Annotated in this window: 23 protein-coding genes and 1 pseudogene; 12 read left to right on the top strand and 12 right to left on the bottom strand. The window is 69.3% G+C overall.

The features are described from left to right. Positions 1 to 49 precede the first annotated feature (49 nt). The 5 genes from MTP10_RS21605 to MTP10_RS21585 form a co-directional block, all read right to left on the bottom strand. Complete coding sequence (locus tag MTP10_RS21605) at positions 50 to 1,126, bottom strand: RNA polymerase subunit sigma-70 (RefSeq protein WP_310711332.1); 1,077 nt, start codon at positions 1,124 to 1,126, stop codon at positions 50 to 52. Positions 1,127 to 1,206: 80 nt separating this feature from the next. After that, a complete protein-coding gene (locus MTP10_RS21600; RefSeq protein ID WP_310711331.1) occupies positions 1,207 to 2,430 on the bottom strand; it encodes an alpha/beta hydrolase in 1,224 nt (407 codons plus the stop codon). A 202-nt stretch (positions 2,431 to 2,632) separates the two neighbouring features. Continuing rightward, positions 2,633 to 3,616: a DUF418 domain-containing protein gene (locus MTP10_RS21595; protein ID WP_310711330.1), complete on the bottom strand. Its 984-nt coding sequence runs from the start codon at positions 3,614 to 3,616 to the stop codon at positions 2,633 to 2,635. Positions 3,617 to 4,108: 492 nt separating this feature from the next. Next, entirely contained in the window at positions 4,109 to 4,246 is a 138-nt protein-coding gene (locus MTP10_RS21590) for a hypothetical protein (protein ID WP_310711329.1), read from the bottom strand. 107 nt (positions 4,247 to 4,353) lie between these two features. Then, a complete protein-coding gene (locus MTP10_RS21585; RefSeq protein WP_310711328.1) occupies positions 4,354 to 4,641 on the bottom strand; it encodes a hypothetical protein in 288 nt (95 codons plus the stop codon). A 7-nt stretch (positions 4,642 to 4,648) separates the two neighbouring features. On the opposite strand from MTP10_RS21585, the gene MTP10_RS21580 reads away from it, so the two are divergent. Further along, on the top strand, positions 4,649 to 5,017 hold the full coding sequence (locus tag MTP10_RS21580; RefSeq protein WP_310711327.1) for a hypothetical protein: 369 nt from the start codon (positions 4,649 to 4,651) through the stop codon (positions 5,015 to 5,017). Positions 5,018 to 5,275: 258 nt separating this feature from the next. Next, positions 5,276 to 5,455, top strand: coding sequence for a hypothetical protein (locus tag MTP10_RS21575; RefSeq protein ID WP_310711326.1), 180 nt, complete (start codon positions 5,276 to 5,278; stop codon positions 5,453 to 5,455). 17 nt (positions 5,456 to 5,472) lie between these two features. Here the strand turns inward: MTP10_RS21575 and MTP10_RS21570 are convergent. The 3 genes and pseudogenes from MTP10_RS21570 to MTP10_RS21560 form a co-directional block, all read right to left on the bottom strand. Beyond that, positions 5,473 to 6,209 (bottom strand): annotated as a pseudogene (locus MTP10_RS21570) (IS5 family transposase). Positions 6,210 to 6,298: 89 nt separating this feature from the next. After that, positions 6,299 to 7,006: an MBL fold metallo-hydrolase gene (locus tag MTP10_RS21565; protein ID WP_310711324.1), complete on the bottom strand. Its 708-nt coding sequence runs from the start codon at positions 7,004 to 7,006 to the stop codon at positions 6,299 to 6,301. Positions 7,007 to 7,070: 64 nt separating this feature from the next. After that, on the bottom strand, positions 7,071 to 7,616 hold the full coding sequence (locus MTP10_RS21560; RefSeq protein ID WP_310711323.1) for an isochorismatase family protein: 546 nt from the start codon (positions 7,614 to 7,616) through the stop codon (positions 7,071 to 7,073). Positions 7,617 to 7,665: 49 nt separating this feature from the next. On the opposite strand from MTP10_RS21560, the gene MTP10_RS21555 reads away from it, so the two are divergent. Together MTP10_RS21555 and MTP10_RS21550 are read left to right on the top strand one after the other, a co-directional pair. Continuing rightward, positions 7,666 to 8,118 carry a MarR family winged helix-turn-helix transcriptional regulator gene (locus MTP10_RS21555; RefSeq protein ID WP_397334486.1) on the top strand — a complete coding sequence of 151 codons (453 nt, stop codon included), beginning with the start codon at positions 7,666 to 7,668 and terminating at the stop codon, positions 8,116 to 8,118. A gap of 803 nt (positions 8,119 to 8,921) precedes the next feature. Next, positions 8,922 to 9,254: a hypothetical protein gene (locus tag MTP10_RS21550; RefSeq protein WP_310711321.1), complete on the top strand. Its 333-nt coding sequence runs from the start codon at positions 8,922 to 8,924 to the stop codon at positions 9,252 to 9,254. A 243-nt stretch (positions 9,255 to 9,497) separates the two neighbouring features. Here the strand turns inward: MTP10_RS21550 and MTP10_RS21545 are convergent, their stop codons facing one another. Next, positions 9,498 to 12,644, bottom strand: coding sequence for a BTAD domain-containing putative transcriptional regulator (locus MTP10_RS21545; RefSeq protein WP_310711320.1), 3,147 nt, complete (start codon positions 12,642 to 12,644; stop codon positions 9,498 to 9,500). Positions 12,645 to 12,785: 141 nt separating this feature from the next. Between MTP10_RS21545 and MTP10_RS21540 the strand changes: the two genes are divergently transcribed. The 3 genes from MTP10_RS21540 to MTP10_RS21530 all read left to right on the top strand — a co-directional run bounded on the left by MTP10_RS21540 (position 12,786) and on the right by MTP10_RS21530 (position 15,985). Continuing rightward, positions 12,786 to 13,937, top strand: coding sequence for a serine hydrolase domain-containing protein (locus MTP10_RS21540; RefSeq protein WP_310711319.1), 1,152 nt, complete (start codon positions 12,786 to 12,788; stop codon positions 13,935 to 13,937). Positions 13,938 to 14,019: 82 nt separating this feature from the next. Next, positions 14,020 to 14,763 carry a DUF4097 family beta strand repeat-containing protein gene (locus tag MTP10_RS21535; RefSeq protein WP_310711318.1) on the top strand — a complete coding sequence of 248 codons (744 nt, stop codon included), beginning with the start codon at positions 14,020 to 14,022 and terminating at the stop codon, positions 14,761 to 14,763. Positions 14,764 to 14,797: 34 nt separating this feature from the next. Continuing rightward, a complete protein-coding gene (locus MTP10_RS21530; RefSeq protein ID WP_310711317.1) occupies positions 14,798 to 15,985 on the top strand; it encodes a serine hydrolase domain-containing protein in 1,188 nt (395 codons plus the stop codon). A gap of 313 nt (positions 15,986 to 16,298) precedes the next feature. Here MTP10_RS21530 and MTP10_RS21525 read toward each other — a convergent pair whose 3' ends face one another. Further along, positions 16,299 to 17,045, bottom strand: coding sequence for a TioE family transcriptional regulator (locus MTP10_RS21525; RefSeq protein WP_310711316.1), 747 nt, complete (start codon positions 17,043 to 17,045; stop codon positions 16,299 to 16,301). Between the two features lie 588 nt (positions 17,046 to 17,633). Between MTP10_RS21525 and MTP10_RS21520 the strand changes: the two genes are divergently transcribed. Together MTP10_RS21520 and MTP10_RS21515 are read left to right on the top strand one after the other, a co-directional pair. Continuing rightward, a complete protein-coding gene (locus MTP10_RS21520; RefSeq protein WP_310711315.1) occupies positions 17,634 to 18,467 on the top strand; it encodes an alpha/beta fold hydrolase in 834 nt (277 codons plus the stop codon). A gap of 20 nt (positions 18,468 to 18,487) precedes the next feature. Beyond that, the gene (locus tag MTP10_RS21515) at positions 18,488 to 19,201 is read left to right on the top strand and encodes an AraC family transcriptional regulator (protein WP_310711313.1); all 714 of its coding nucleotides are present in this window, start codon (positions 18,488 to 18,490) and stop codon (positions 19,199 to 19,201) included. Here MTP10_RS21515 and MTP10_RS21510 read toward each other — a convergent pair. Next, a complete protein-coding gene (locus MTP10_RS21510; protein WP_310711312.1) occupies positions 19,154 to 19,807 on the bottom strand; it encodes a class I SAM-dependent methyltransferase in 654 nt (217 codons plus the stop codon). The two genes, MTP10_RS21515 and MTP10_RS21510, sit on opposite strands and share 48 nt — an antisense overlap. Before the next feature lie 145 nt (positions 19,808 to 19,952). After that, the gene (locus tag MTP10_RS21505) at positions 19,953 to 20,870 is read right to left on the bottom strand and encodes a helix-turn-helix domain-containing protein (protein ID WP_397334485.1); all 918 of its coding nucleotides are present in this window, start codon (positions 20,868 to 20,870) and stop codon (positions 19,953 to 19,955) included. Positions 20,871 to 21,130: 260 nt separating this feature from the next. Between MTP10_RS21505 and MTP10_RS21500 the strand changes: the two genes are divergently transcribed. From MTP10_RS21500 to MTP10_RS21490, 3 genes are read left to right on the top strand one after another with little or no spacing between them, the layout of a single operon-like run. Continuing rightward, positions 21,131 to 21,472 (top strand): glyoxalase, encoded by a 342-nt coding sequence (locus MTP10_RS21500; RefSeq protein ID WP_310711310.1) that lies wholly within the window; start codon positions 21,131 to 21,133, stop codon positions 21,470 to 21,472. After that, the gene (locus tag MTP10_RS21495; protein WP_310711309.1) at positions 21,469 to 21,927 is read left to right on the top strand and encodes a pyridoxamine 5'-phosphate oxidase family protein; all 459 of its coding nucleotides are present in this window, start codon (positions 21,469 to 21,471) and stop codon (positions 21,925 to 21,927) included. Before MTP10_RS21500 ends, MTP10_RS21495 begins: the two co-directional genes overlap by 4 nt. Before the next feature lie 54 nt (positions 21,928 to 21,981). Beyond that, entirely contained in the window at positions 21,982 to 22,422 is a 441-nt protein-coding gene (locus MTP10_RS21490) for a DUF1801 domain-containing protein (protein ID WP_310711308.1), read from the top strand. Positions 22,423 to 22,510: the final 88 nt, after the last annotated feature.

Genomic DNA, 22,510 nt, shown 5'->3' with positions numbered 1-22,510 from the left:
CCCGCCGGCAACGCCGGCGGGGCGGTGGGTGTTCAGCTGGTCGGGGTGCTCATTCCGCGGTGACTTCGGTGACGGCGGCCCGTGCGCTGGACTCGTCGACGATGGGGCTTTTGTCTGATGACAGTGTCGGGGGCAGGCCCAGCCATGGTTTGTCGGTGGCGTCGAATCCGGTGAGCTCGGCGATCTTCCCGTCGACGATGTGCAGGACCGCGATGTTGAACAGCCGGTACTCCGGGTCGTAGGGGGTGCGGAGGTACAGCACGGCCGCAGGCATGCGGTTGACCGTCGTGGTGATACAGCGCCAGTCGTCGTAGCCGCGCTGGAAGAGCCCACTGGAGACCCAGCCGTCCACCGCGCCCTTGGCCGTCATGATCAAGGTGCCCGGCTCGGGCAGCATCGCGAAGCGCAGGTCGTCGCGCAGCAGGGACATCAGCCCGTCGAGGTCGTTGCGCTCATGGGCGTCGATGTACGACTTCACCACGCCGCGCTCGTCATTCGACAGCTCGTGGGTGGCGGGGCTCCGCCAGTCGAGGCGGCGGTCGGGCAGCTGCTCGCGCATCGTCACACGGGCCCGCTGTAGTGCGCTGGTCACCGATGCGACGGTCAACTGGAGGGCGTCGGCGGCTTTCGACGCCGGCCAGCCGAGGACGTCGCGCAGGACGAACGCCGCCCGCTGCCGCGGCGGCAGGTGCTGGACGGCGACGATGAACGCCAGCTCGATCGTCTCCCGTGCCACCACCGATTCCTGCGGGTCCTCGGGGAGCATCCGGTCGGGGTACGGCTGCAGGTACGGCACCTCGGAGCCGGGGTCCGGCAGCTCGAACGGTATGGGTGTGCGGTTGTTGCGCTTCTCCAGGAAGTCGAGGCAGGCGTTCGTCGCGATCCGGTACAGCCAGGTCCGCAGGGCCGCGTGGCCCTTGAACGAATCCCTCTTGTTCCACGCTCGCAGGAACGTCTCCTGCGTCATGTCCTGGGCGTCCTCGTAGTTCGCGAGCATCCGGTAGCAGTGCACCTGCAGCTCACGCCGGTGGCGCTCCGTGATGAGCGCGAACCGCGCCGTGTCGCCTGAGCGGACCGCCGCGATGAACGTGGCCTCGTCGGCGCCCAGCGGTCTGGCGTCGGTCATGGTCATCAATCCTTCCACAGGTGCGAGAGGGGCCAGCAGAACTGACGACGTGGCGGAGGATTCCTGATCGGTGAAGCCGCTCACACCGGCCCCTTCGCCAGGCCGGACGGGCACGTCCCCGGGGAACCATCCCCATGCTCCAGACCTGCGCTGCTGTGCGCGCCGGCCGCCGTCGCCGATCCCGATCCGCTGTCGGTGGCCGGCGCCGGCGAACCGGCCGCGCAATGGCCGAACCGTAGGCGCGGTGGGTGTTGGGGTTGGCGGTGCGCGGGGTGGCCCATGAACATGAATGGCCGTGCCAGACCGCTGGCGGGGACGGGGACGAACATGTTGCCGTCCAGGTTGATCCCGGCGCGTATCCGGGAGTCCTTCAGCATGGTTCCGGTGGCGCTCGCGCCGCCGACGGAGGCGCCCGCCATCGCGATGCGGGAGGTGTCGATCAGTGCGCTGCCCTTCCATCTGGCGTGTGGGCCGGTCAGCTGGTCGACGACGAAGGAGATGTCGGCCGGTCGGTTCTCCACCACCTTCTGGCCGATGTTCTCGGCGGTGTCGAGCTCGCAGGCGGCGCAGGTGACGACTCGTCCGTCGGGGAAGGTGGTGGCGTAGTTCTCGTAGGTGTGGTCGATGCCGGCCACGACGTACCCTCGGCTCGCCAGGTCCTCGGCCAGGCCGGTGAGCGAGCTCCGCGGCCGGGTGAAGCCGGGTGAGAGCACCACGAGCGGCAGGCTGCGCCTGCCTCCCGCGGGTTCGGCGCCGGTGAGGCTGTTGGTCCGGGTCTTGCTCAGGATGTCGGCCGGCACGCCGGTGATCCTTGAGCCCTTCAGGTTGAGCTCCGACTCCTTCGCCGTCATGTACGGGGCCCGCTGCCCGCCGCGCGCCTTGGTCGGGTACCACAGGGAGACCATAAGCTCTCTGGCCTTGGCTTCGGGGACCCAGGGGTCGGGACGGGAGGTGTCCTTCAGGTGCAGGGAGGTGGTGCCGACCCGGTGCGGTCCGGTGGGCGCGGGCAGATGGGGAGTGGCGATCGGTGGGGCCGTGGGGCTGGCTGACGCGGAAGGAGCGGCTGTGGGCGTAGAGGCGAAGGCGCCGGGGCCGGGCGTGAACCAGGCGGACGCCGTGAGGGTGACCAGCCCGGCGGCGACGGCCAGGCTGCCGCGCAGGATCGGCCGGCGCCGCATCGGCCCTGTCCCATCGGCCGGGCGTGTGGTGCCGGCGATGGCCTGGCCCTGCTCGGTGGTGAGCTGAGATCCGTCGATTCTCACCTGCGGCATGGCCGCGCTCTTCGGCTCGGGCGTATGACTCATGAAGGTGTCCATTTCTTCGGTGGGAAGGCCGGATTGAGGGGAACTCCTCGCGCGGCCTGAAGCAGAGAGTGCGGGCCCCGGAAACAATCCTCACGAGAACTGGTGGCCGTGAGGTGGAGCGCCGTTCAGGTAGTGAGCGCCCTGAGCGGGACCGGCCGGGCGGCAGCGGCCGGCTCGTTGCTCGGAGGGTGGCCAGTCGGCGTCACGATGCGCGCAGCGCGGGACGGCGGGCCCAGGTGACCCATCGCCACAGCCATTCGATCGGTCCCTGGAGGTAGCGGTTGAGCCAGAGGGCGGACCAGATCCATTGGACGAGGAGGATGGCGCCCGCGATGATCGGGACCGTGGCGGCGGGCCATTCCTGCGGTGGCCCGCCCGCCAGCGGGGCGGCCACCAGCACGAGCACGGTGGCGGTCAGGTAGTTAGTCAGCGCCATCCGGCCCAGCGGCGCGAAGACGACCTCCAGCACCGGTCGCACCGGGGTCCTGAGCAGCAAGAGCATCCCGCAGACGTACACGCCCGCGATCAGCAGACCGGCCAGTGCCAGGGTGAGGTTGAAGCGCACCTCCTCGACCTGCAGCGCGGCCACGGGCACCGCTGCCACGGCGAACAGCAGGCCTAGTATCGCGGGAACCCGGGCTGAGTCCTCGATCCGGTCGATCACCCCGTACCGGGTCAGCGCCGAACCCAGCAGGAAGAGGCCGGGAACCAGTGCGAACGGCCCGGCGGCCAGGGTCAGCGCCCCGGCCAGCAGCACGAACGCGAGCGCGGCCACCGCCCAGCGGGGCAACCAGGTTGAGGGCAGCAGCACCACCAGCCCGACGACGGCGTAGACGGCCAGGATGTCGCCCTGCCACAGCAGCAGATGGTGGACCAATCCCATCGCGAGCAACGCCAGCAGCCTGCGCAGTAGCAGCAGCCGAGGCCGGGCAGTTCGCTCTCCCGCGGAGCGCAGCAACAGCGAGAAGCCGATGCCGAACAGCAGCGAGAAGATCGGGAAGAAACGCTGCTCGACAAGCAGATTGAGCCAGGCATCCGCAGGGCTCGCCTGCGCGCCTGACACGGCCGTCGCGCCGGTGTGGGCGATCGGCTGAACGTTGGCCAGCAAGATCCCGCACAACGCGAACCCGCGGATCACGTCCAGCGCCGCGATCCGCGGCCGTCGCTGACGCACTTCAGATGACATGGGACCTCATCCTGTAAACCAGGACCCGGTGCCCACATCGACTGAAAGCAGGGAACGCAACAGTACTTTCGGCCGGTGCAGGCCTGCCGAACCCGTGCCCTAGCCTGAACGCCGTGCATGCTCCCGATCGGCTCAAGGTGGCGGCTGAGGTCGGACTCGGCGTCGTGTTCGCGCTGGCCGTCACCTTCCAGGCCCCTCGTCGTCCCCGTGGCCATGGTGCTGCTGGGGGCGGCGGTCTCCGCCTTCGGCCTGCGCGCCGCCACACCTCCGGCCAGCGGAAGGGCCCGGCGCCCGGCGCTGACGACGAGGTCAGCGACAGCGGCGCAAACGTCGTCGGATGACGCCGTCGTGAATAGCGCCTCGGACACGGCCTGCCGGTAAGGCCCCGTGCCAGCCACCGTCCGCGAGGCCGTCACCGCCTGCCGAGCGAGCCGGCCGTAAGTCGATCGCCGACGCGTGGGCCGAGATCCACGGCCCGTCGCCGCTCTACACCTACGAGGACGACGGCACGGTCCCCACGTCCACGAGCCTGCCCGCCTGGGCGACAACATCGCCCCGGCCGAGGAGGTCCCGGCCGGCGAGCGCCAGGCCGCCGCACACGTCCGGCCGCGCCGCCTGGTCGTGCAACACAGGGCCGCCCGGCGTCGTCCAGTCTGGCCGCGATCGGCCCACCGCACTCCGGCCGCCCGCCCGATCGACCGGCCGTTCCGCCCACCGCTGCGTTGGCGCAGGCGAACTCACTGGCTTCCAAGTGGATGACAAGACCTCATCGGCAGCCTGTGAATGCAAGCGACGAGAAGACGAACTTCAGGAAGCGAGGAAAAAGAGTTGATCACCAGAAAGCTCCTTCTCCCCCTGCTGACGGCGGCCGCCATGGTGTCCTCCGCGACCGTCTCGCACGCGAGTGTGGCGGACCGATTGGCGGCCACACCCCAGAACCCATGCCCCTCCGGCAGCACGGCGGTGTCGATCGCATCCGGGCCGTTGGAGATATCCAGCAGCGACCCGGCGCCCACGCTCAACATCCGCCTCATGTGTTACAACACGACCACGAAGAAGCTTGCCCCCATCGAGGCCGGTCAGGAGATCAACCTGGAGGTCCTGGGCGTGTGGGCGACGTCGGAGGCGGCGCTATGGGACAACACCTTGCGCAACGAGAACACCGCGTGGCCGTACGACAGTGACACGGCGAACGCGTCGTACAAGAACTTCACGAAGGCGTACGGCCAGTACACCATGCCCGACGCCGGCTGGAACAAGCTCAAGAACGTTGGCAAGCCCGACACCTGGGGAGTGCTCTACTGGCAGACCTGGGTCTGCCACCGCAACCCGGGCGATCCTGAGCCGGGCGGGTGCATCCTCTACAAGCAGCCTGAGTTGCTGTTCATCGACCACACCTGAGGTGCGCAGGGCGCGCGTGCTCGCCCGCCGGTTCGCGCCACCTCGACCATGTAGACAGGCGCCATAAGCCCGAACCCATCGCATGGGTTCGGGCTTTTCCGTACCATGGGCCCAGTTCCACCAAGAAGCCATACCCGGAAGGGAGCCGCGCAGGAGAGACGACACACGAATGCCTATGGGTTTGACCAGGGCGAACACGCCGTCTGGTCCATGCCTTGGCTGTATTGTGTCCGCTCACAGATTGGTGGAACTGACCACATGTCACCCGAACGTGTGATCTTGATCGTTCTCGCGGCCGTCGCCGCCATCGCCATCGCTGCCGCCCTCATGCTCGCGGACGGCTCGACATGGCCGGCTGCGCTCCTCACCGGCCTCGCCGCTGGCGGAGCCACGCTGTGGGGGCTGCTCGGCTGCTTCGGTCGCAACGCTCAGCCCTAGAGCCTGTTTTGTGGATCTCATGTGAGCCATAGCAACAGGCAGACGATGGTGACACCTGCCTGGTAGTGAACGGCGAGCTTGTCGTAGCGGGTGGCGATGCCTCTGGCCTGCTTGAGCCGGTTGAAGCAGCGTTCGATGACGTTGCGACGCTTGTAGCGGGCCGGGTCGAACGCGCAGCGCCGGTGCCCTCGATGAGCTCGCCCGGCCAGTTGGTCGGCGCGTTCAGGGATGGTTGCGCCGATGCCCCGCCGACGCAGATAGGTGCGGAAGGCCCGCGAACTGTAGCCCTTGTCAGCGATGACATGCTCCGGTCGGGTGAGGGGCCGGCCCCGACCGAGCCGAGGGATGCGAAGGGCCGCCATCAGCTGGGTGAATGGGGTGCAGTCGTTGATGTTGCCACCGGTGACGACGAAGGCCAGCGGCAGACCGCGCCCGTCGGTGGCCAGGTGCAGCTTGGTGGTCAATCCACGCGCGAACGCCCGAGCTGATGGGCCCGCACGACGGTCGAGTCGACGCAGACAGCTGACCAGTCCACCGCGCCTGCCGCATCGTCATGAGCCTGGACGTGCTCCAGCAGCCGCTGCCACGTCCCGTCCGCTGACCAGCGACGGAACCGCTGATAGATCGTCTGCCAGGGGCCGTACCGTTCAGGGATGTCCCGCCAGTCGGCACCGGTGCGGATCTTCCACATGGCCGGTAGCAGCGGCGCGATACGTTCCCACACAGCATCCGTTAACTCATGGCGACGAACCATGCACCCATCGAGCCACACCCCAGCTCACCGCGCTGCCCGAATCGGCGAATCAGGCGGCCGAACACCCCTTCTGATCCACAAAACACTGCCTAGCCCTTCCTGACCTCCTCGCTCACCTGGGCCGGTGAGGTGCGCCAGGGGGCGCCGTGGCCCGGAAGTACCCAGGATGCCGGCAGCCCGGCGAGCCGGTCCAGGGAGGACAGGGCTTCGGCTGGGTCGTCGGTGAAGGGCGCGGGCTGCGGGCCCGTGCGCCCCGTGAGGACGTGCCGCGTGGTCAGGGCGTCGCCGACGAAGACCGCGTCGGCCAGGGGGACGTGGATCGCCACGCTGCCCGGTGAGTGCCCCGGCATGCCCACGATCACCGGCTTCCCGGGCAGGTCCAGGACGTCGCCGTCACCGATCTCGGTGACCTCGCTGACGTAACGGGTGCGCAGGCCGTTCTTGCGGAGGGAGTAGCCGAAAAAGCCGAGCGTCGGGCCCAGGCGCATGGGCCCGAACGCGGTCTTGGGCTTTTCTCCCGTGCGGGTACGGACCGCGTCGGCAGCATGCACGAACACCGGAACACCGTGCTCACTGCGCAGACGTTCGGCAAAACCGATGTGGTCGGAGTCACCGTGAGTCAGCACGAGTCCGCGGATGTCATCGACGGACTTGCCGAGGGAACGCAGTTCGTCCTGCAGATCCCGCCAATGGCCGGGCAGGCCCGCGTCGATCAGAGTGATGCCCTCATCGGTGTCGACGAGGTAACACGCCACCACATCGTTACCGAGGCGATGGAGACGGGGTGCGAGTTTCATGGGAGCTCTTTCGGGGTCTGGACGGTTGAACGACAAGCTGAGGGCCAGGGGGCGGTTGTGGTTGCTAAACCATCAGGTCGTGCAGTGCGGTGATGACGTCGCGGCCGGTGGGGGTGGTGAAGTCGCGGACCATGCTCGTGACGAAGCTCGCCACCGACGTCACCGTGCCGCCCGCTGCCTCGATCTGGCGGAGTGCCGCGTTCTCCGTACGCTCGGACATGCCGCCGCTGGCGTCGACCAGAACGATCACGTCATAGCCGTCGGCCAGGGCGTCGAGTGCGGTGTGCAGGACCACGATCTCCGAGGTCACGCCGCATATGGTCAGCGTTTTGCGGGCCTCGGCGGCGATCGCCTCGCGCCATGCCTCATCGTCCCAGCAGGACGGTCCGCTGCGCACGAACGGGAGCGTTTCGGGAAGTTCGGCGATCACGCCGGGCCCACCGGGCCGGGGTGCGGCCGACACGGTGAACGGGATGTCCAGCGCCTGCGCGACCATGCCGAGAACCCCGGCCGAGCGTCTGATGGTCTCGGGGCTGTTCGTCCTGCTCAGGGCCACGATGCTGTCCTGCAGGTCGGCGAAGACGATCTGCGGGGCGCGGTGATCGAGCATCGATCTCATCTCTAATCGTTCATAGTCTGAATTATTTATGGATGGTATCATGCTAAATGTGAACGATGTCAAATGGACCGAAACGCTCAGCTTCCGGCTCAGCACCCTGGGCGTGCTGGTCGCCGATCAGTACGCCCAGACTCTGGCCGTCCACGATCTGAAGCCCAAGCACGTTGGCCTGCTGGAAGTCCTCGGCTCGGGGCTGGCCGTCTCGCAGCTCGAGATCGCCAAGCGGATGCGGGTGGCACCCAGCCTCATGGTGTCCCTCGCCGACCACCTCGAGTCCATGGGCGCCATTGAGCGGCTCCGCGACCCGGCCGACCGTCGCCGCCAGATTCTGAGCCTCACCGGCGAGGGGCGTGACCTCCTCGCGGAATGTACTGCCAAGGCGCTCGTTCTCGACGCGAAACTCGCCGCCGACCTCACCTCGTCCCAGCACGCCGCGCTCAGCGAGGCGCTCAGCCGCCTGGCGGCGTCCTACGGTCTGCCTGTGCGTGAATGATCAGATGCGGGTACGGCACGCCGTCGTCAGCATGTGGTGGCTTTCGGCGGCGGTATCGGCTGGGCGCCCGCACCACGGGTGCCACCGGAATACGGCAGAGACTTGATCCTCGATTGGAATCACTTCTCAGTTGCCCCAACCGCGCTGTGCCGTCCCTGGTGCCGGTGGCCAGAATCTTGCCGTCGAGGCTGAACGCGGTACGGGCATCGGCCAGGCGGGCCAGGGTGACCGCGTCCTGCTCGTGTGCCGCGCTGGTGGCCGCGGCTGACCCGCGCACCCGAGCGCGCCTGCCACACCGCGAGAGCCTGCGGCGCCAGGTCCGGGGGTGGGAGGCTGGCGAGCACCTGCCGAGTGAGCGATTTCAGCTGTTACTGCCGCCTGCTCGGCCTCGTCGGGGAGTTCGCCCAGATCACCGGGTGGATCGCGAGCGACGCCGGGGAGCACCAGCGCGCCGCATCGGCCTCTGCGAGCGATCCCGCTACTCGCCGACGTGCTGAGCCGCTACGACGCCTTGCACACGGGCGAGCTCGCGCTCTACCTGTCGTGGCTGGCGGTCGCCCTGTCGACGCCCACGAACCGGAAGAGGCGTGCGCGGCCGCCGGCCGGATGCTCGACCTGTCGGCCGGGATGAGCAGCGAGCGACTGCGCCGGCGGGCCACCCGCCACCTCCGCAGAGCGCCGCGGAAACGCCCGAACCACCGTGACACCATTGATCTCCGCGGATGAGCTCGTCAGCCGAAGGCTGCTCCAGGTGACGGTGCTGGCACACCCACCCCAGCGGCGACCAAGCCTCACTGGTGCACATGTGGTTGCACCTGAGCGACCTCGGCCCACTCCGCTTCCACACCGCCCCCGACGCCTCGCTCGAGCTGACGCTCGATCAACCACACGACTCCTATGACATGGACGAGTACGGCCAGGTCATAGTCGGTCCCGCCCCAGACGATTTCCTGATGGGCCGATTCGTCGGCCAGCCGATCCGGGCCGTTCACCGCATCATCGACCACCGGATCGAGACGGAGATCGGCCTCCGGCTCGAACTCGATCACGGCGAGGTGCGCATCCTCAACCTGGGCGACGAATTGGTCATCACCGACACCGCCCTGCCGGACGCGCTCGAAGCCGTCCTCCGCTGACACTCCCCCGCGACATTCAGCGCGCTGAACGCACGAGGCGAACAGGCGTTGAGATGCCGAACCCACGTGAGTTTCCGCTCCCGGTGAGCTGTGTGATCGCACGGAGACAGGCGATGAACAAGCAGACGGAGACCCAATAGGTGCTGCCGAACTTCGCCGACCTGTGCGGCACATTGCTCTTTTCCTCGTACTTGGCCTGCCTCATGTACGACAATCGGCTCAAATGCCCCTGCCACCCTGGACTTATACACGTAGCTTTGTCAGACGGTCGGTGGCCTCGTGCGGGGTCAGGTCGGCGCCCCGTTCATAGGCCCTGTCGTAGTCGGTACGGCCGAGCGACTCCGTGAGCATCTCCGAGAGGCAGCGCAGTTCGGTGTCGCCGTGGTCGAAGGCGCCGCGGATGGCCTGGCTCAGGCCGAGCGCGGTGGCCGCGCCCGCCGGATCGCCCTCCAGCGACAGTAGCTTGGCCAGGAGTTGAGCAGCCAAGGGGACCTCCATGATCGCCTGCGCCGCCTCGACAGCGCGGGGCATCATTCCGCGGGCGCGTACGGCGTCGCCGGCGGTGAGGAGGTTGGCTACCCGAGCGAGGAGCAGCCGAGGGTCGATGGCCTCCGCCGGCTGGGGCAGCTTGCGCAGGAGCGCCTCCATCCGGTCGAGCGCTTGATCGGCGCGTTCGACCTCTCCGGAGCGGCGGTGCAGTTCTGCCTGGACGCCGAGCACCTCGATCTCCAGCGCCGGCTGGCCACGCCGCCAGGCCGCTCGTTCGGCGGTGTCGATGTCGCGCCTCGCGCCGGCCAGGTCGCCGGCGCGCATGCGTTCCGTGGCGAGCCCGAGCCGGGTGGAGACCTCGTCCTGCGAGCCGAGGTCGGTGGCGATCGCGAGGCTGTGCTCGTAGGCGGTGATCGCCTGGTCGTGGTCTCCGGCGATGGCGTGGATCTGGGCCAGGCCGTACAGCGCCTTCGCCGTCCACCACCGATCGCCCGTCTCCTCGAACAGGCGCAGTGCCGTGGTCATCGCGGTCGCGGAGCCAGCCCGGTCGCCCTGTTCGCGATGGCGCATGGCTTCGATCATGAAGGTGCAGGCGATCGCCCAGCGGTCCGGGCCGCTGCGCACCCGGGCGATCTCTTGATCGAGCAGCTCGTCCAGCCCGGGTATCGCCGCCATCACCAGCACTATCGTCAGCAGCATCGGATAGCGGCGCAGCGCGCCCGTGCGCGCGCAGTCGCCGATGAGCGCGCGGAGCCGCTCGTGGTCAGTGATCGGCCCGGCCTCGGCGCCCACCAGGTGGATCGCGGTGAACGCGGCGCGGGCGTCCGCGGGCAGCGCGTCGCCGAACTCGGTGACCTTGGCGATGTAGGTCTCGGCTCGGGCGTCGTAGCGGAGCATGACCCAGTACCAGTACAGCGGTCCGAGTATCCGGGCCGCGGTCTCGGCGTCGTCCCCATCGATGGCCGTTTGCAGGGCGTACATCAGGTTGTCGTACTCGGCCTGGAACAGCCGCAGCGACTCCGCCTGCTTGTCCGAGCGCAGCAGCGGCTCGTGTTCGTCGGCCAGGTCCGCGAAGTACCGGGTGAGCCCACGCAGGACGGCGTCGGTCTCTCCTGCGAGCCGGAGCTTCCCCGCCGCGTGTGCCCGGATGGTCTCCAGCATCCGGTAGCCGTCGCCGGCCCGCTCCACGATGGATTTGTCGACCAGGGAGTTCAGAAGGTAGACGACCTCGTCCGCGGGAAGCGTCTCATCCGCGCAGATTGCTTCGATCACCGCGATACCCGTCCGCGCCGGAAATATCGACATCCGGGCGGCCAGCGTGCGCTCTTGTGAGGTGAGGAGATCCCAGCTCCACTCAATGACCGCATGCAGCGTCTGCTGGCGGGGCTGGGCGGTCCGGTTACCGGTGCTGAGCAGCCGGAAGCGGTCATCCAGCCGCCGGGCGATCTGCTCGGCGCTCATGGTCCGCAGGCGTGCCGCGGCCAGTTCCAGGGCGAGCGGCAGCCCGTCCAGCCGGCGCACGATGTCCACGACCGGCCGCGCCGTCGAGGCGTCCAGGGCGAAGCCGGGTCGTACGGCTCCCGCCCGGTCGAGGAACAGCCGCACCGCGGCCGAGGCGGAGGCACGACCGCGATCCGCGTGCGCCGGGGGGAGACCGAGGGGTCCCAGGCGGCACAGCGCCTCACCCATGACGTCCAGCGGTTCCCGGCTCGTGGTCAGGATGGTCAGGTCCGGCCGGCGCTCCAGCAACTGCCCGGCGAACTCCGCGACGGCTCCGGAGATCTGCTCGCAGTTGTCCAGAACCAGCACGCCCTCACCACCGGCGAGCAGGTTGACCACCCGCTCCAGCAGCGTGCCGGCCGGTTGGACTCCGGCGAGGCTGATCGTGCTCAGCACCGCCTCCACCAGCCCGTCGGCCGTGTTCACCGCGGCCAGGCAGACCAGCCAGGCCCGGCCTCGCTGATGGACCCGATGCCGGCTCACGGCCTCCACGGCCAGCCGGGTCTTGCCCACTCCTCCGGGGCCCACGACGGTGACCAGCCGGGAGGACTCCAGCAACCCGGCCAGCAACCTCAGCTCCTCCTGCCTGCCGACGAAGCTGGTGAGCTGGGCGGGCAGACGTCCTGGCACTGCGTGCGGCCGGACCTGTCGCGCCTGGGGGTACTCCCGCTCACCCCGCAGTACGGCGAGGTAGGTCTCGCGGAGGTCCTCGGAGGGGTCGACGCCCAGCTCCTCGGCGAGGGTGCCGCGGACCTGGGCGAACACGGCCAGCGCGTCGGACTGGCGGCCTGCCGCGTGCAACGCTCGCATGCGCAGTCCGGCCAGCCGTTCGCGCAGCGGGTGACCGGCGGCCATCGCCGCCATATCGGCCAGGATCTCGTTGTGGTGGCCCAGTCGCAGCTCCGCCTCGAAACGGTCTTCCTCTGCCGCGACCCGTAGCTCGTCCAGCCGCGCGCCGGCCGTGGCGGCGAAGGGGGTCTCACGCACGTCGGCCAGCGCGTCTCCCCTCCACAGCGCCAGGGCCTCGTCCAGCAGCGAGGCCGCTCGCCGCACGTCACCCGCGGCCAGTTCGCGACGGCCCCGCTTCGCCTTCTCCTCGAACCGGCAGGCGTCGACGTCCTCGGCGCGTACGTGCAGGCGGTACCCGCCGGCCGCCCTCTCCACGACCTCGGCCTCGCCCAGAGCCTTGCGCAGCCGATGCACCAGCCCATGCAGTGCGTTGACGGTGCCCCCGCGCGGATGCTCCCCCCACAGGCCGTCGACGAGTGCGTCGACCGGCACCATCTCGCCCTCGGCCATAGCCAGCCGGGCCAGCAGCGCTCGGACCATGACGCCGCCGACCTCGATCGGCGTGCCATCGTCGGCACAGGCCCGGACCGGTCCGAGCAACTCCATCCACATGCACAAAGGCTATGAGCACAAAGACGCGCACGTGCCGTTTGAAAGTGGCGCCATACCGGTTAAAAGAGCGTTCTAAGACGCATGTAAGCGCCGGTGGACACCCTGGAGGACGTACGGAAGAAACGTCCGAAAGGCAGTGCAATGGCAGCCCACGAGAACGTGCAGCAGGTGCTCGACCGGTCGGTGGCCGAGGTCGGCATTCCCGGCATCGTCGCCGAGGTCAAGGACGGCGACCGCACCTGGTTCGGCACCGCCGGCGTGGCCGACATCGCAACCGGCTCCCCGCGCGTGCCGGGCGAGTACTTTCACGCCGGCAGCAGCGGCAAGGCCTTCACGTCCGCGACGCTTCTGGCCCTGGAGGCCGAGGGCCGGCTGAGCCTCGACGACACGGTGAACGCCCACCTGCCCGGCGTGCTGGACGTCAACGTCAACGGCTACGACGGCGACAAGATCACCATCAGGCACCTGCTCAGCAACACCAGCGGCCTGTTCGCCACCGGCCTGGCGCCGGAGGTCAGCCACCGCTACGCCACCCGCTCCGGCTTCGTCAAGCATCGCTTCGACGAGTTCACCACCGGAGAGCTGCTGCGGGTGGCGGTGTCCCAGCCGCCGGTCGGTGCGCCCGGCGAACGCTTCGAGTACGCCAACGGCGGCTTCTACATCGCCGGCGCGATCATCGAGGAGGTCACCGGCAACAGCTACGCCGACGAGGTCGACCGCCGGGTCGTCCAGCCGCTCGGCCTGACCCACACCCGCGTGCGCCCCACCACCGAGACCGGTTACCCCAGTCCGCACCCGCGAGGCTACTCCCACCAGTTCCTCAAGGACGGCGCCGACCCGGCTGCGGTCACCCCGGAGAACTGGGAATCGCTGATGGAGGAGCCCGGCCTGCCGCCTCTGGACGTCACCGAGCTCAACTCCTCCCTGGGCTACGCGGCCGGCAACGTCGTCTCCACGACGACGGACATGATCCGCTTCTTCAACGCGATGACCACCGGCAGCCTGCTGCCGCCCGCACAGCACCGGCAGATGTGGACCACGGTCTCCACCGAGGGCGGCTACTGGATGCCGCACGCCCGCTACGGCCTGGGCATGTTCGAGTTCGACGAGCAGGCGACCGGCGGCCGGACGCTGCGCGGCGTCGGCGGCAGCTTCTGGGGCACCTATTTCTTCGCGGTCGGCACTCCCGATGGCCGGCACACCGTCGCCGTGCACACCAACACCGAGTGGAAGTCCTGGGACCTCATGTTCAAGGTCATCGAAGCGGAGTTCGGCGTTTCCCTCGGTGCGTAAGCACGCCGCCCGCCACCGACCCCCGCTGAAAAGTGAACCACCCATGGATACCTTTGACACACCGGAGCCGATCGTTGCCGCCTTGTCATTCACCGCGGCCGACATCCGCATCAGCGCGACCCAGCGCACCGACACCACCGTCGAGGTACGGCCGGCCGATCCGGCCGACGCCACCGACGTCGCAGCCGCCGAACGCGCCCGCGTCACCTACGCGGGCGGCCGCCTGACGGTCAAGGACCGCTCGAGCATCCGATCCCTTCCCGGACGCGTCGCAGTGACGGTCGAACTGCCCAACGGCTCGGCGCTCGACATCAGCCTCCGCGACGGGCACCTGAACGGCCAGGGCCGCCTGGGCGAGGTACGGGCCCACGTCTCCCGTGGCCATATCCGCCTCGCCCGTACCGGCGAGTCGCGCCTGAGCACCGACGACGGCGACATCACCGTGGCCACGTCCGGGGGCCCGGCCGCCCTCACCACCGCCCACGGCCAGATCAAGGTCGGCGAGAGCATCGGCGCCACCGTGATCGGCAACGGCGCCGGGAACGTCACGGTGGACCGGGCAGAAGACGGCCTGCGCGTGAGCGTCGAGCAAGGCGCCGTCAAGGTCGGCGTGATGGCGCGCGGGCGCGCCGATCTGGACGTCGGCGCCGGGACGATCAACGTCGGGATCCCGCACGGCACCGCCGTACTGGCGGACGCCAGGACCGCGCTCGGCAGGGTCCACGACAACCTGGGCGACGACTCCGAGGTGTCCGGCGGCGACACCGTCGAGCTCCACGCCCACGTCACCCAGGGCGACATCCTGCTCCACCGTGTCACCAGCTGACTCACGTATTCCCCTACGCCAACACTCCATCTGTATGAAGGGCGATCGACCCATGGCCAAGATCCTCCGTACCACCGCTTGCCTGCTCGCCGCCGCAGTCGCCGTGACCGTAAGCGCGTCGCCGGCGGCGGCCGACGGCCGCACCGACGACCACGCCCGGCTCCAGCGGGTGCTTGACCAAGCCGTGGCCGACGGCATGCCCGGCGCCATGGCCGAAGTCCGTGACGACCGCAGGTCATGGTTCGGTACGGCAGGCGTGGCCGACACCGACACCGGCCTCAAGCGCCGCCGGCAGGAGTACTTCCGGGCCGGGAGCACGACCAAGACGTTCGTCGCGGTCGTGGTGTTGAAGCTGGTGGCCGAGGGCCGGCTGAGCCTGGACGACACCGTGGACAAGTGGCTGCCTGACGTGGTGAAGGGCAACGGCCACGACGGCAGCAAGATCACCATCAGGCAACTGCTCAACCAGACCAGCGGCATCTTCCCCTACACCTCGGATGCGGACCTGGCGACCGAAGAGTGGAGCACCGCCTTCCTCAAGGCCCGTTTCCGCAGCTACCGTCCCGAGCAACTGGTGAAGACAGCCATGCGTAACCCGCCCTCCTTCGCGCCTGGCCAGGGATGGAGTTACTCCAACACCAACTTCACGCTCGCCGGAATGATCATCGAGAAGGTCACCGGCAGGTCCTACGCCGAAGAGATCAACCAGCGCATCATCCGCCCGCTCGGCCTGCGGAAGACGTACCTGCCGGGCGAAGACACGAAGCTGCGCAAGCCGCACGCACGGCACTACGTCAAGTTCCTGGTCGGCGAGGACACCACAACCCCCTATGACCTCACCGACATGAACCCCTCCTGGGCCGGGTCAGCCGGCAGCATCGTCTCAACCATGAACGACCTGCACACCTTCTATCGGGCAGTGCTGAACGGCCGTCTGCTGCCGCCCGCGCTGCAAAAGGAGATGTTCACCACCGTCTCCACCAAGGGCACGCAGTGGATCGACAACACCGCCTACGGGCTCGGAATCTTCTCCCAGAAGCTGTCGTGCGGCGTGACGGTCTGGGGCAACGGCGGCAGGATCCACGGCTCCTGGACCTACGCGATGGGCACCCGAGACGGCAGGCACATGGTCGTCACCAACATCAACGGCGACTGGGGCAACCCGATCAGCATCCTCACCAAGGAAATGGAAGCCGAGATGTGCCCGCCGAGATCACGATGACCGCTCAATAGCACCGGCTCATCCGGCCTCACGGGCACGAGGCCGGATGCTCGCGCACCGCATGCGGCTCGGCGGACACCTTCCCGGCCATGCCGAACCTGGAGCGCGCCAGAGCACGTGCAGCACCCGCGCCTAAGTCAGCCGCTTGAACTGCGTCGGAAACCGTAGCGATGATCAACTCTGCCGAACGGCCGTGTTCATCAAAACGTAACCAAACCCAAGCGGAGGGTCACATCACCCGACAAACGAACCCTCTGGGCAGTCACCTCAACACCCCACTATCCCTTTCTCCCGTACTTGGTCTGCCACCCGGTCACGGGCTGCGGGTACCCGGCTCGTCTCCGGGCGGAGCCGGTCGGCAGTCGAGGTAGGCGTCCAACGCGGCGGCCCCCGTGAGCATGGCGCGGCTCCTGGCCGAGAGGCGGGCGTGCCAGTCGCGCAGCGTCGACTCCAGCGGTGCGACGCCTCCGGCTGAGTGGACCTGGGCGATCAGCGGGGCGATCTGCTCCAGCAGGTAGCCGCCCCTTCTGAGCTGGTGGGCCAGCCGGGCGTCACGTACGTCGGCCGCGCTGTAGATCCGGTAGCCCGTCTGCGGGTCGCGGCGCGGCCGGACCAGGCCGGCGCGTTCCCATTTGCGCAGGGTGGCCGGGCGGATGCCGAGCCTTCTCGCCAGCGGGCCGACGAACGTGTCGCCGCGTTCCTGCGGCACGGGCGCGAGGTCGCGGAGCGCGGCTTCGACGGCCTGGAGGGTGCGGCGGTCGTCGAGGAGTTGGGCGTGGCTCTCGTCGATGAGCCGCAGCGCGTCCTCGGTCGCGCCCCGGTTGACCGCCTGCATGATGGACGTGGCCGTACGGTGGCCGTGTCCGGGCACGAGGGCGAGGAACGCGCGCAGGGCCTGCGCGTGCAGCGGCGTGTAGGTGCGATAGCCGTGGGGGGTGCGATCGGCGGCCGGAAGGATGCCGGCGTCCTCGTAGTTCCTGATCGCCTGCGTGGACAGGCCGTGCCCGCGCGCCAGGTCGACCGGCCTGAGCCGTGCGCCGTTTTGAAGGTTACGTCCCATGAGCCTGCCGATGCCGCGAAAAAGTATCAACGAGAGCTCAACAATACCGTTGAAGGCATGAGCGCTGGAATCAGAGACGCTGTCCAGACTGTCGAGGTCGCTCCCGGCCAGGACGCGGCTGCTCGCCCTTGATACTCCGGACGGCTGCAAAGCGACGATCGAGGAGGGTGCGGTCGCGCCACCCTCGATCGTTTCCACGCGCCTACCAGCGCAATTCCCCGGTTTCGTCCTGGAACGTTCCTGTCGGACCGTCCGCGTCGAAACCTTCCTCCGGAAACCGATCCGGGGCTCCTGGCCCGCTACGTCACCACGCTGGCGTTCGGCATCGCCGTGCAGGCCGCGAGCGGTGTCGGCCGCGATGAGCTCCAGGAGTTGGCCAACGCCGCCCTACGCAATTGGCCGCCTTCGTAAGAGGGCGTCGCGCTCGACCGCCTCCTCACCGTGCTCGGGCGGAACCCGGCCATGGTGATCCGGCCGGCCCTCGCTGGACATGCGACGTCCCACACAGCCGCCTCACCCCGTGCCAGGCGAGCCAGAGGGGAACATTCCTCCAATACACCGGCCCGCGCCGGCCGCGACAGTGGCCGCATGACATCTCACGACGTGCAGCCTGCCGAGGACCCGACCCCGTCCCTGAACGACGACGACCTCCACGTGTGCCAGGACGGCCCCAGCGACGCCCCCGCACTCCTGCTCATCCACGGGTCCGCATCCTCGACCCGCTCGTGGGACGCGATCGTCCCGATGCTGACCGGATCCCATCGCGTCATCCGGATCGACCTGCTCGGGCACGGCCGGTCGGCCAAACCGTCCGACCGCAGCTACGCGCTCCCGGTCCAGGCCCGCCGGGTCGGCGCGGCCCTGGACCGGCTCGGCGTCAAGCGCGCCATGGTCGTCGGCCACTCCAGCGGCGGCGCGGTCGCCACCGCCCTCGCCGAACAGCGGCCCGACCTGGTGACCGCGCTCGCGCTCATCAACACCGGCCCCAGCCTGGACGCCTTCATCGCGCCGCGGTCCGCCGCGATCAGCCCCTCGCAGTGGCCGCCGACCGACGAGCAGCTCCGCCAGTTCGCGAGCACCGGTTTCAGCCGCGCCGGCTACCTGATCCCACAAGAGCTCCTGGACGAGGTGCGCTGCATGACCTTCCACACGCTCACCGCCACCATGCAGGCCACCCGCGAGTACCTGGAGCAGCAGCCGCTCCCGGATCGGCTGAAGGCCCTCGGCAAGCCGCTACTGGTGATCTTCGGCCAGGACGACCGCAGATGGCGATCCTCCTCGGCCGCCGACTACCGCGTCGTTCCTGGCGTGAAAGTCGAGATGTTGCCCGGTCTCGGGCACTCGCCCATCCTTGAGGACCCGGCGCGCACCGCCACTTCCCTCCTGGCCTTCACCGCGGCCCACACCGTCCAGACGCTCTGACCGGAGGTACCCTCACCCCGATGGAGACGATGCCACGTTTCGATGTCGGTCACGGCTATGCGCTTTACCAGGGGCCGTCGTGGGACACCGCCTTTCATCGTCACGCCGCCTTCCAGATCGCCATCGCGATCGGGGGCGAAGTGGGCATGGTGGACGACTCCGAGACCTGTCACCGCGCCGTGGCGCTCGTCGTGCCGCCCATGGCGCGGCATCGGATGCTGGCGACGACGGAGCTGCGTGTCTTCTTCGTCGAACCGCGGTGCGCGTTCGCCGACCGGTTGCGCGAGCGCTACGGCCCCGGGATCGGCGCGGCTCCCGAACTGCTCCGGCTCAGTGACGACGACGTTCGCCGTGCCGGCGCGCGACCGTCCGGTGAGCTCGATCCCCGGCTGCTCGCGGCGATGGACGCGCTGGTGGACGGGCCGGTCTCGATGCCGGATCTGTCCGCGCGGGTGGGTCTGTCACCGCAACGGCTGCGCGCCCTGGCACGCGGCCAGTTGAGCATGCCGCTGGCACGTTGGCGGGTCTGGGGCCGGCTGCGCCGGGCGGTGGAGGCGCTGCGGGCGGGGCAGACGCCGGCAGAGGCGGCGGCCATGAGCGGTTTCGCCGACCAGGCCCATCTGACGCGATGGACCCGCGAGATGATGGGCCTGACCCCGGCGGTCCTGCTGCCGGTGCTGCGCGGGTCAGCCGCGGCAGGCGACGTAGACCGAGATCGAACCGGTGAGCGTTGACACCACCTCGGCCTCCCGCACGTCGCCGAAACCGGCCCCGGCCATCAACTCCGGCACCACACCCTCGGCGTTCGGCCGGGTGTCCTCGACGCCGTCGGCGGCCTGCACCAGCCGGAACCCCAGACGCATCAGCCGGGTGCGCTGCAACCCGTAATCGGCGATGACCAGTTTCCCGCCCGGTCGCAGAACCGCGTGCATCGAAGCCAGAATGGCCTGCTTCGTCCCCATCGGGCATTGGTGCAACACCAGGCTGGACATCGCCGTGTCCGCCACACCGGTGCCCACGATCTCCGGCAGCGCGTCACCCATGCCGGCCTCCCACCGCACGGTCGCCCCGGCGGCTGCGGCCTTGCGCCGGGCGATCTCCAGCACGCTGCGATCGGGGTCCACCGCCACCACCCGTGCCCGCGGCTCGGTGCGGTGCAGCAGCAGTGCCGTGGAGCCGGTGCCGCATCCCACATCGACGATCACATCGTCCGGTCGTGGCGCGACATGCATGACGGCCAGTGCGCGCCACAGCCGCTCGCGGGTCAGCACGACGACGGGATCGTAGAAACGCGTGGACGCGAAGCGTCCCAGCGCGGGAGTGAAGCTCTGTTCGCTCATACGAGCACCCTCGCGCCACGACACCCGCACGGTCTTGAACGAACCGCTCGTCGCCACCGCCCTCGGCAGGGCCCCGAACGGCCTCAGACGGCAGGTCCAGGCCGGGTGGGTCTTCGGCTCGCCAGTTCTGCGCGATACCGCCGAGTCACTTGGCGGAGGGTTGGCGGCGGAAGTCAGCGGGGGTGCGGCCGTACCAGCGGTGGAAGGCGCGGCGCAGCGCCCGCACGTCGGAGAAGCCGACGCGGGCGGCGACGGCGTCGATGGTCAGGCCGGTGTCGCGCAGAAGGCGGGTCGCCTCGGCCTCGCGGACCTTCTCCACCTCCTCCCGCCAGCTCGTGCCCTCCTCGTGCAGCCTGCGCTGGAACGTGCGGGAACTCATGGTCATCCGCCGCGCGACCCGGTCCAGCGAGGGCGGGCCGTCGGCGAAGCTGTCGGCGATCTCGGCGTGCACCTTGTCGAGCCAGCCGAGGATCGGCCGCGCGTTGCTGATCGAGTGGACAGCGTGGTCGCGGACGATGGCCGCCAGCGCCGGGTCGGCGCCGGGCAGCGGCGCGGTCGCGTCAGCGGGGGCGAAGGTGATGGACGAGACGGGCGCGTTGAACTGGATGTCGCGGGTGCCGAACGCCTCGACGAGGTGGGCGTGCGAACGGGGCGGCTCGCCGGCGACGGTGATGGCGACGGGTGTGACCGGCCGTCCCAGCGCCGCCCCGGCCTGCTGGAGCAGCAGGCCCAGCACGAACTCGCCGATCAGCGCGCCGACGCGGCCGAACGTGGGGACCGGCCGGGTGGCGACCGTAAGGCGGCCCGCCGCGTTCCGCCGCACGACGAACGCGCTGTCGGGGTCGGTGATCGCGGGCAGGTGCCGCGCGGCGAGGTCGAATGCCTCGCCCAGGTCGGCTGAGGACTTGATGATGTAGTCCCAGACGTGGAACCGGCCGGGAGTCCACAGCTGTGCGACCCGCGGGGCACCCCCGGCCTGCGCGAAGGCCGCCGAAGAGACCTCCCAGACGCGTGTCAGCAGCATCGTCGGAACGCGGATGCCCTGCTGGTCAAGGACGCCCACGCCGGGGAGGCGGTTGAGCTCGTCCGGGGAGACGCCCGCCGTTCTCGCCGCTTCTAGGACTAGACGCACCACATATGGCGGCATCGACCCTTTTGTCGCCTCCGGCACGGCTGACAGCTTAAGGCAGTGCCGCATGCCGCGCTTCCGGCGGATCAAGTGGCGGCTTGGGTCCCCTCTGTGGCGCGTTCTGGTCTCACCGGCGGCGCGCCGGCGTCCGTAGGTTCGGCACATTGCAGAACGCCGACGAGAACGGAGCCGCCATGGCGAACGCAAAGACGATCATCTATCCGGTCGGGGACCTCGCCCGCGCCAAGGAGGTCTTCACCTCGCTGGCCGGGGCGCGGCCGTACGTGGACGAGGTCTACTACGTCGGCTACCGGGTCGGCGACCAGGAGATCGGTTTGGACCCCAACGGGCACCGGCAGGGCATGACGGGGCCGGTCTGCTACTGGGAGGTCGACGACATCCACGCGGGCCTGCAGCGGCTCCTGGTCGCCGGGGCCGTCCTGCGGCAGGACGTCACCGAGGTGGGCGGCGGCCGTCTGGTGGCCACCGTCACCGACCACGACGGCAACGACCTCGGGCTGGTCCAGGACCGATGAGCACCCGCAACCCGCCCCGTGCCCGCGCCGAGCGGCGCCGCGACACCGAGCACCGGCTGGCCCGCGACGTGGACGTCTGGGTGGCCAGCGCCTCGCTCGACGGCACGCCCCACCTGGTGCCGCTGTCCTTCGACTGGGACGGCGAGACGTTGCTGCTGTCCACACCGGCCGGCAGCCCGACCGGGCGCAACCTCGCCGCCACCGGCACCGTCCGGGTCGGGCTGGGCGGCACCCGCGACGTCACCCTGATCGACGGCGAGGTCGAGGTCATGGAGATCGACGCGCTGACCTCGGAGCTCGGCGACCGGTTCGCCGCGCGCACCGGCTTCGACCCGCGGACGCTCACCACGCCGTACCGCTGGTTCCGCGTCACCCCGCGCCGTGTTCGGGCCTGGCGCGAGGAGAACGAACTGTCCGGCCGCGAGCTGATGCGCGACGGCCGCTGGCTGGCCTGACGTCCACCCGAACCTACAGCAGACGCTACGACCCTTCACAAGGAGGAACCTGACATGAGCAGCACCTACACGGGATTCACGGCCGACGAGCGGGCCGCGATGAAGGAGCACGCCCACGAGCAGAAGGAGGCCGCGCGGCGCGGCTCGCGCGCGGACAAGGCGGCCCAGGCGGAGCGGGACGTGCTGGCGAAGATCGCCGAGATGCCGGAAGCGGACCGCGCCCTGGCCGAGCACATTCACGCCATCGTCAAGGCGACCGCGCCGGACCTCGAACCGAGGACGTGGTACGGCATGCCTGCCTACGCCAGGGACGGCAAGGTCGTCTGCCACTTCCAACCCGCGCAGAAGTTCAAGACCAGGTACGCCACCTTCGCCTTCAGCGACCAGGCCGACCTTGACGACAACACCATGTGGCCCACCGCCTTCGCACTGACGAAGCTGACCCCCGCCAACGAGAAGGAGATCGCCGCACTGCTCAAGAAGGCCGCCGGTTAGGAGCCGAGCAGGACCGGCCATCCGAACGCGACGGAACCCTTGATCAGGCAGTCCATCCCACGGCTCGCCCGACGTCGCCGGACCAGCT

Origin of the sequence: Nonomuraea sp. 3-1Str (assembly GCF_031570565.1) — a bacterium.
Lineage (GTDB): Bacteria > Actinomycetota > Actinomycetes > Streptosporangiales > Streptosporangiaceae > Nonomuraea.
Note: the sequence above shows the minus strand (reverse complement) of the source record. Positions and strands in the feature narration are given on the sequence as shown.

What these genes read in the sequence shown, in the direction of transcription:
- MTP10_RS21545 (WP_310711320.1), bottom strand. Translation starts at nt 12,644, where the DNA reads ATGTGGATGGAGTTGCTCGGACCGGTCCGGGCCTGTGCCGACGATGGC.
- MTP10_RS21530 (WP_310711317.1), top strand. Translation starts at nt 14,798, where the DNA reads ATGAAGGGCGATCGACCCATGGCCAAGATCCTCCGTACCACCGCTTGC.
- MTP10_RS21525 (WP_310711316.1), bottom strand. Translation starts at nt 17,045, where the DNA reads ATGGGACGTAACCTTCAAAACGGCGCACGGCTCAGGCCGGTCGACCTG.
- MTP10_RS21510 (WP_310711312.1), bottom strand. Translation starts at nt 19,807, where the DNA reads ATGAGCGAACAGAGCTTCACTCCCGCGCTGGGACGCTTCGCGTCCACG.
- MTP10_RS21515 (WP_310711313.1), top strand. Translation starts at nt 18,488, where the DNA reads ATGGAGACGATGCCACGTTTCGATGTCGGTCACGGCTATGCGCTTTAC.
- MTP10_RS21495 (WP_310711309.1), top strand. Translation starts at nt 21,469, where the DNA reads ATGAGCACCCGCAACCCGCCCCGTGCCCGCGCCGAGCGGCGCCGCGAC.
- MTP10_RS21575 (WP_310711326.1), top strand. Translation starts at nt 5,276, where the DNA reads ATGTCACCCGAACGTGTGATCTTGATCGTTCTCGCGGCCGTCGCCGCC.
- MTP10_RS21600 (WP_310711331.1), bottom strand. Translation starts at nt 2,430, where the DNA reads ATGAGTCATACGCCCGAGCCGAAGAGCGCGGCCATGCCGCAGGTGAGA.
- MTP10_RS21540 (WP_310711319.1), top strand. Translation starts at nt 12,786, where the DNA reads ATGGCAGCCCACGAGAACGTGCAGCAGGTGCTCGACCGGTCGGTGGCC.
- MTP10_RS21605 (WP_310711332.1), bottom strand. Translation starts at nt 1,126, where the DNA reads ATGACCGACGCCAGACCGCTGGGCGCCGACGAGGCCACGTTCATCGCG.
- MTP10_RS21500 (WP_310711310.1), top strand. Translation starts at nt 21,131, where the DNA reads ATGGCGAACGCAAAGACGATCATCTATCCGGTCGGGGACCTCGCCCGC.
- MTP10_RS21490 (WP_310711308.1), top strand. Translation starts at nt 21,982, where the DNA reads ATGAGCAGCACCTACACGGGATTCACGGCCGACGAGCGGGCCGCGATG.
- MTP10_RS21550 (WP_310711321.1), top strand. Translation starts at nt 8,922, where the DNA reads ATGTGGTTGCACCTGAGCGACCTCGGCCCACTCCGCTTCCACACCGCC.
- MTP10_RS21560 (WP_310711323.1), bottom strand. Translation starts at nt 7,616, where the DNA reads ATGCTCGATCACCGCGCCCCGCAGATCGTCTTCGCCGACCTGCAGGAC.
- MTP10_RS21580 (WP_310711327.1), top strand. Translation starts at nt 4,649, where the DNA reads ATGTGTTACAACACGACCACGAAGAAGCTTGCCCCCATCGAGGCCGGT.
- MTP10_RS21555 (WP_397334486.1), top strand. Translation starts at nt 7,666, where the DNA reads ATGCTAAATGTGAACGATGTCAAATGGACCGAAACGCTCAGCTTCCGG.
- MTP10_RS21565 (WP_310711324.1), bottom strand. Translation starts at nt 7,006, where the DNA reads ATGAAACTCGCACCCCGTCTCCATCGCCTCGGTAACGATGTGGTGGCG.
- MTP10_RS21595 (WP_310711330.1), bottom strand. Translation starts at nt 3,616, where the DNA reads ATGTCATCTGAAGTGCGTCAGCGACGGCCGCGGATCGCGGCGCTGGAC.
- MTP10_RS21585 (WP_310711328.1), bottom strand. Translation starts at nt 4,641, where the DNA reads ATGTTGAGCGTGGGCGCCGGGTCGCTGCTGGATATCTCCAACGGCCCG.
- MTP10_RS21520 (WP_310711315.1), top strand. Translation starts at nt 17,634, where the DNA reads ATGACATCTCACGACGTGCAGCCTGCCGAGGACCCGACCCCGTCCCTG.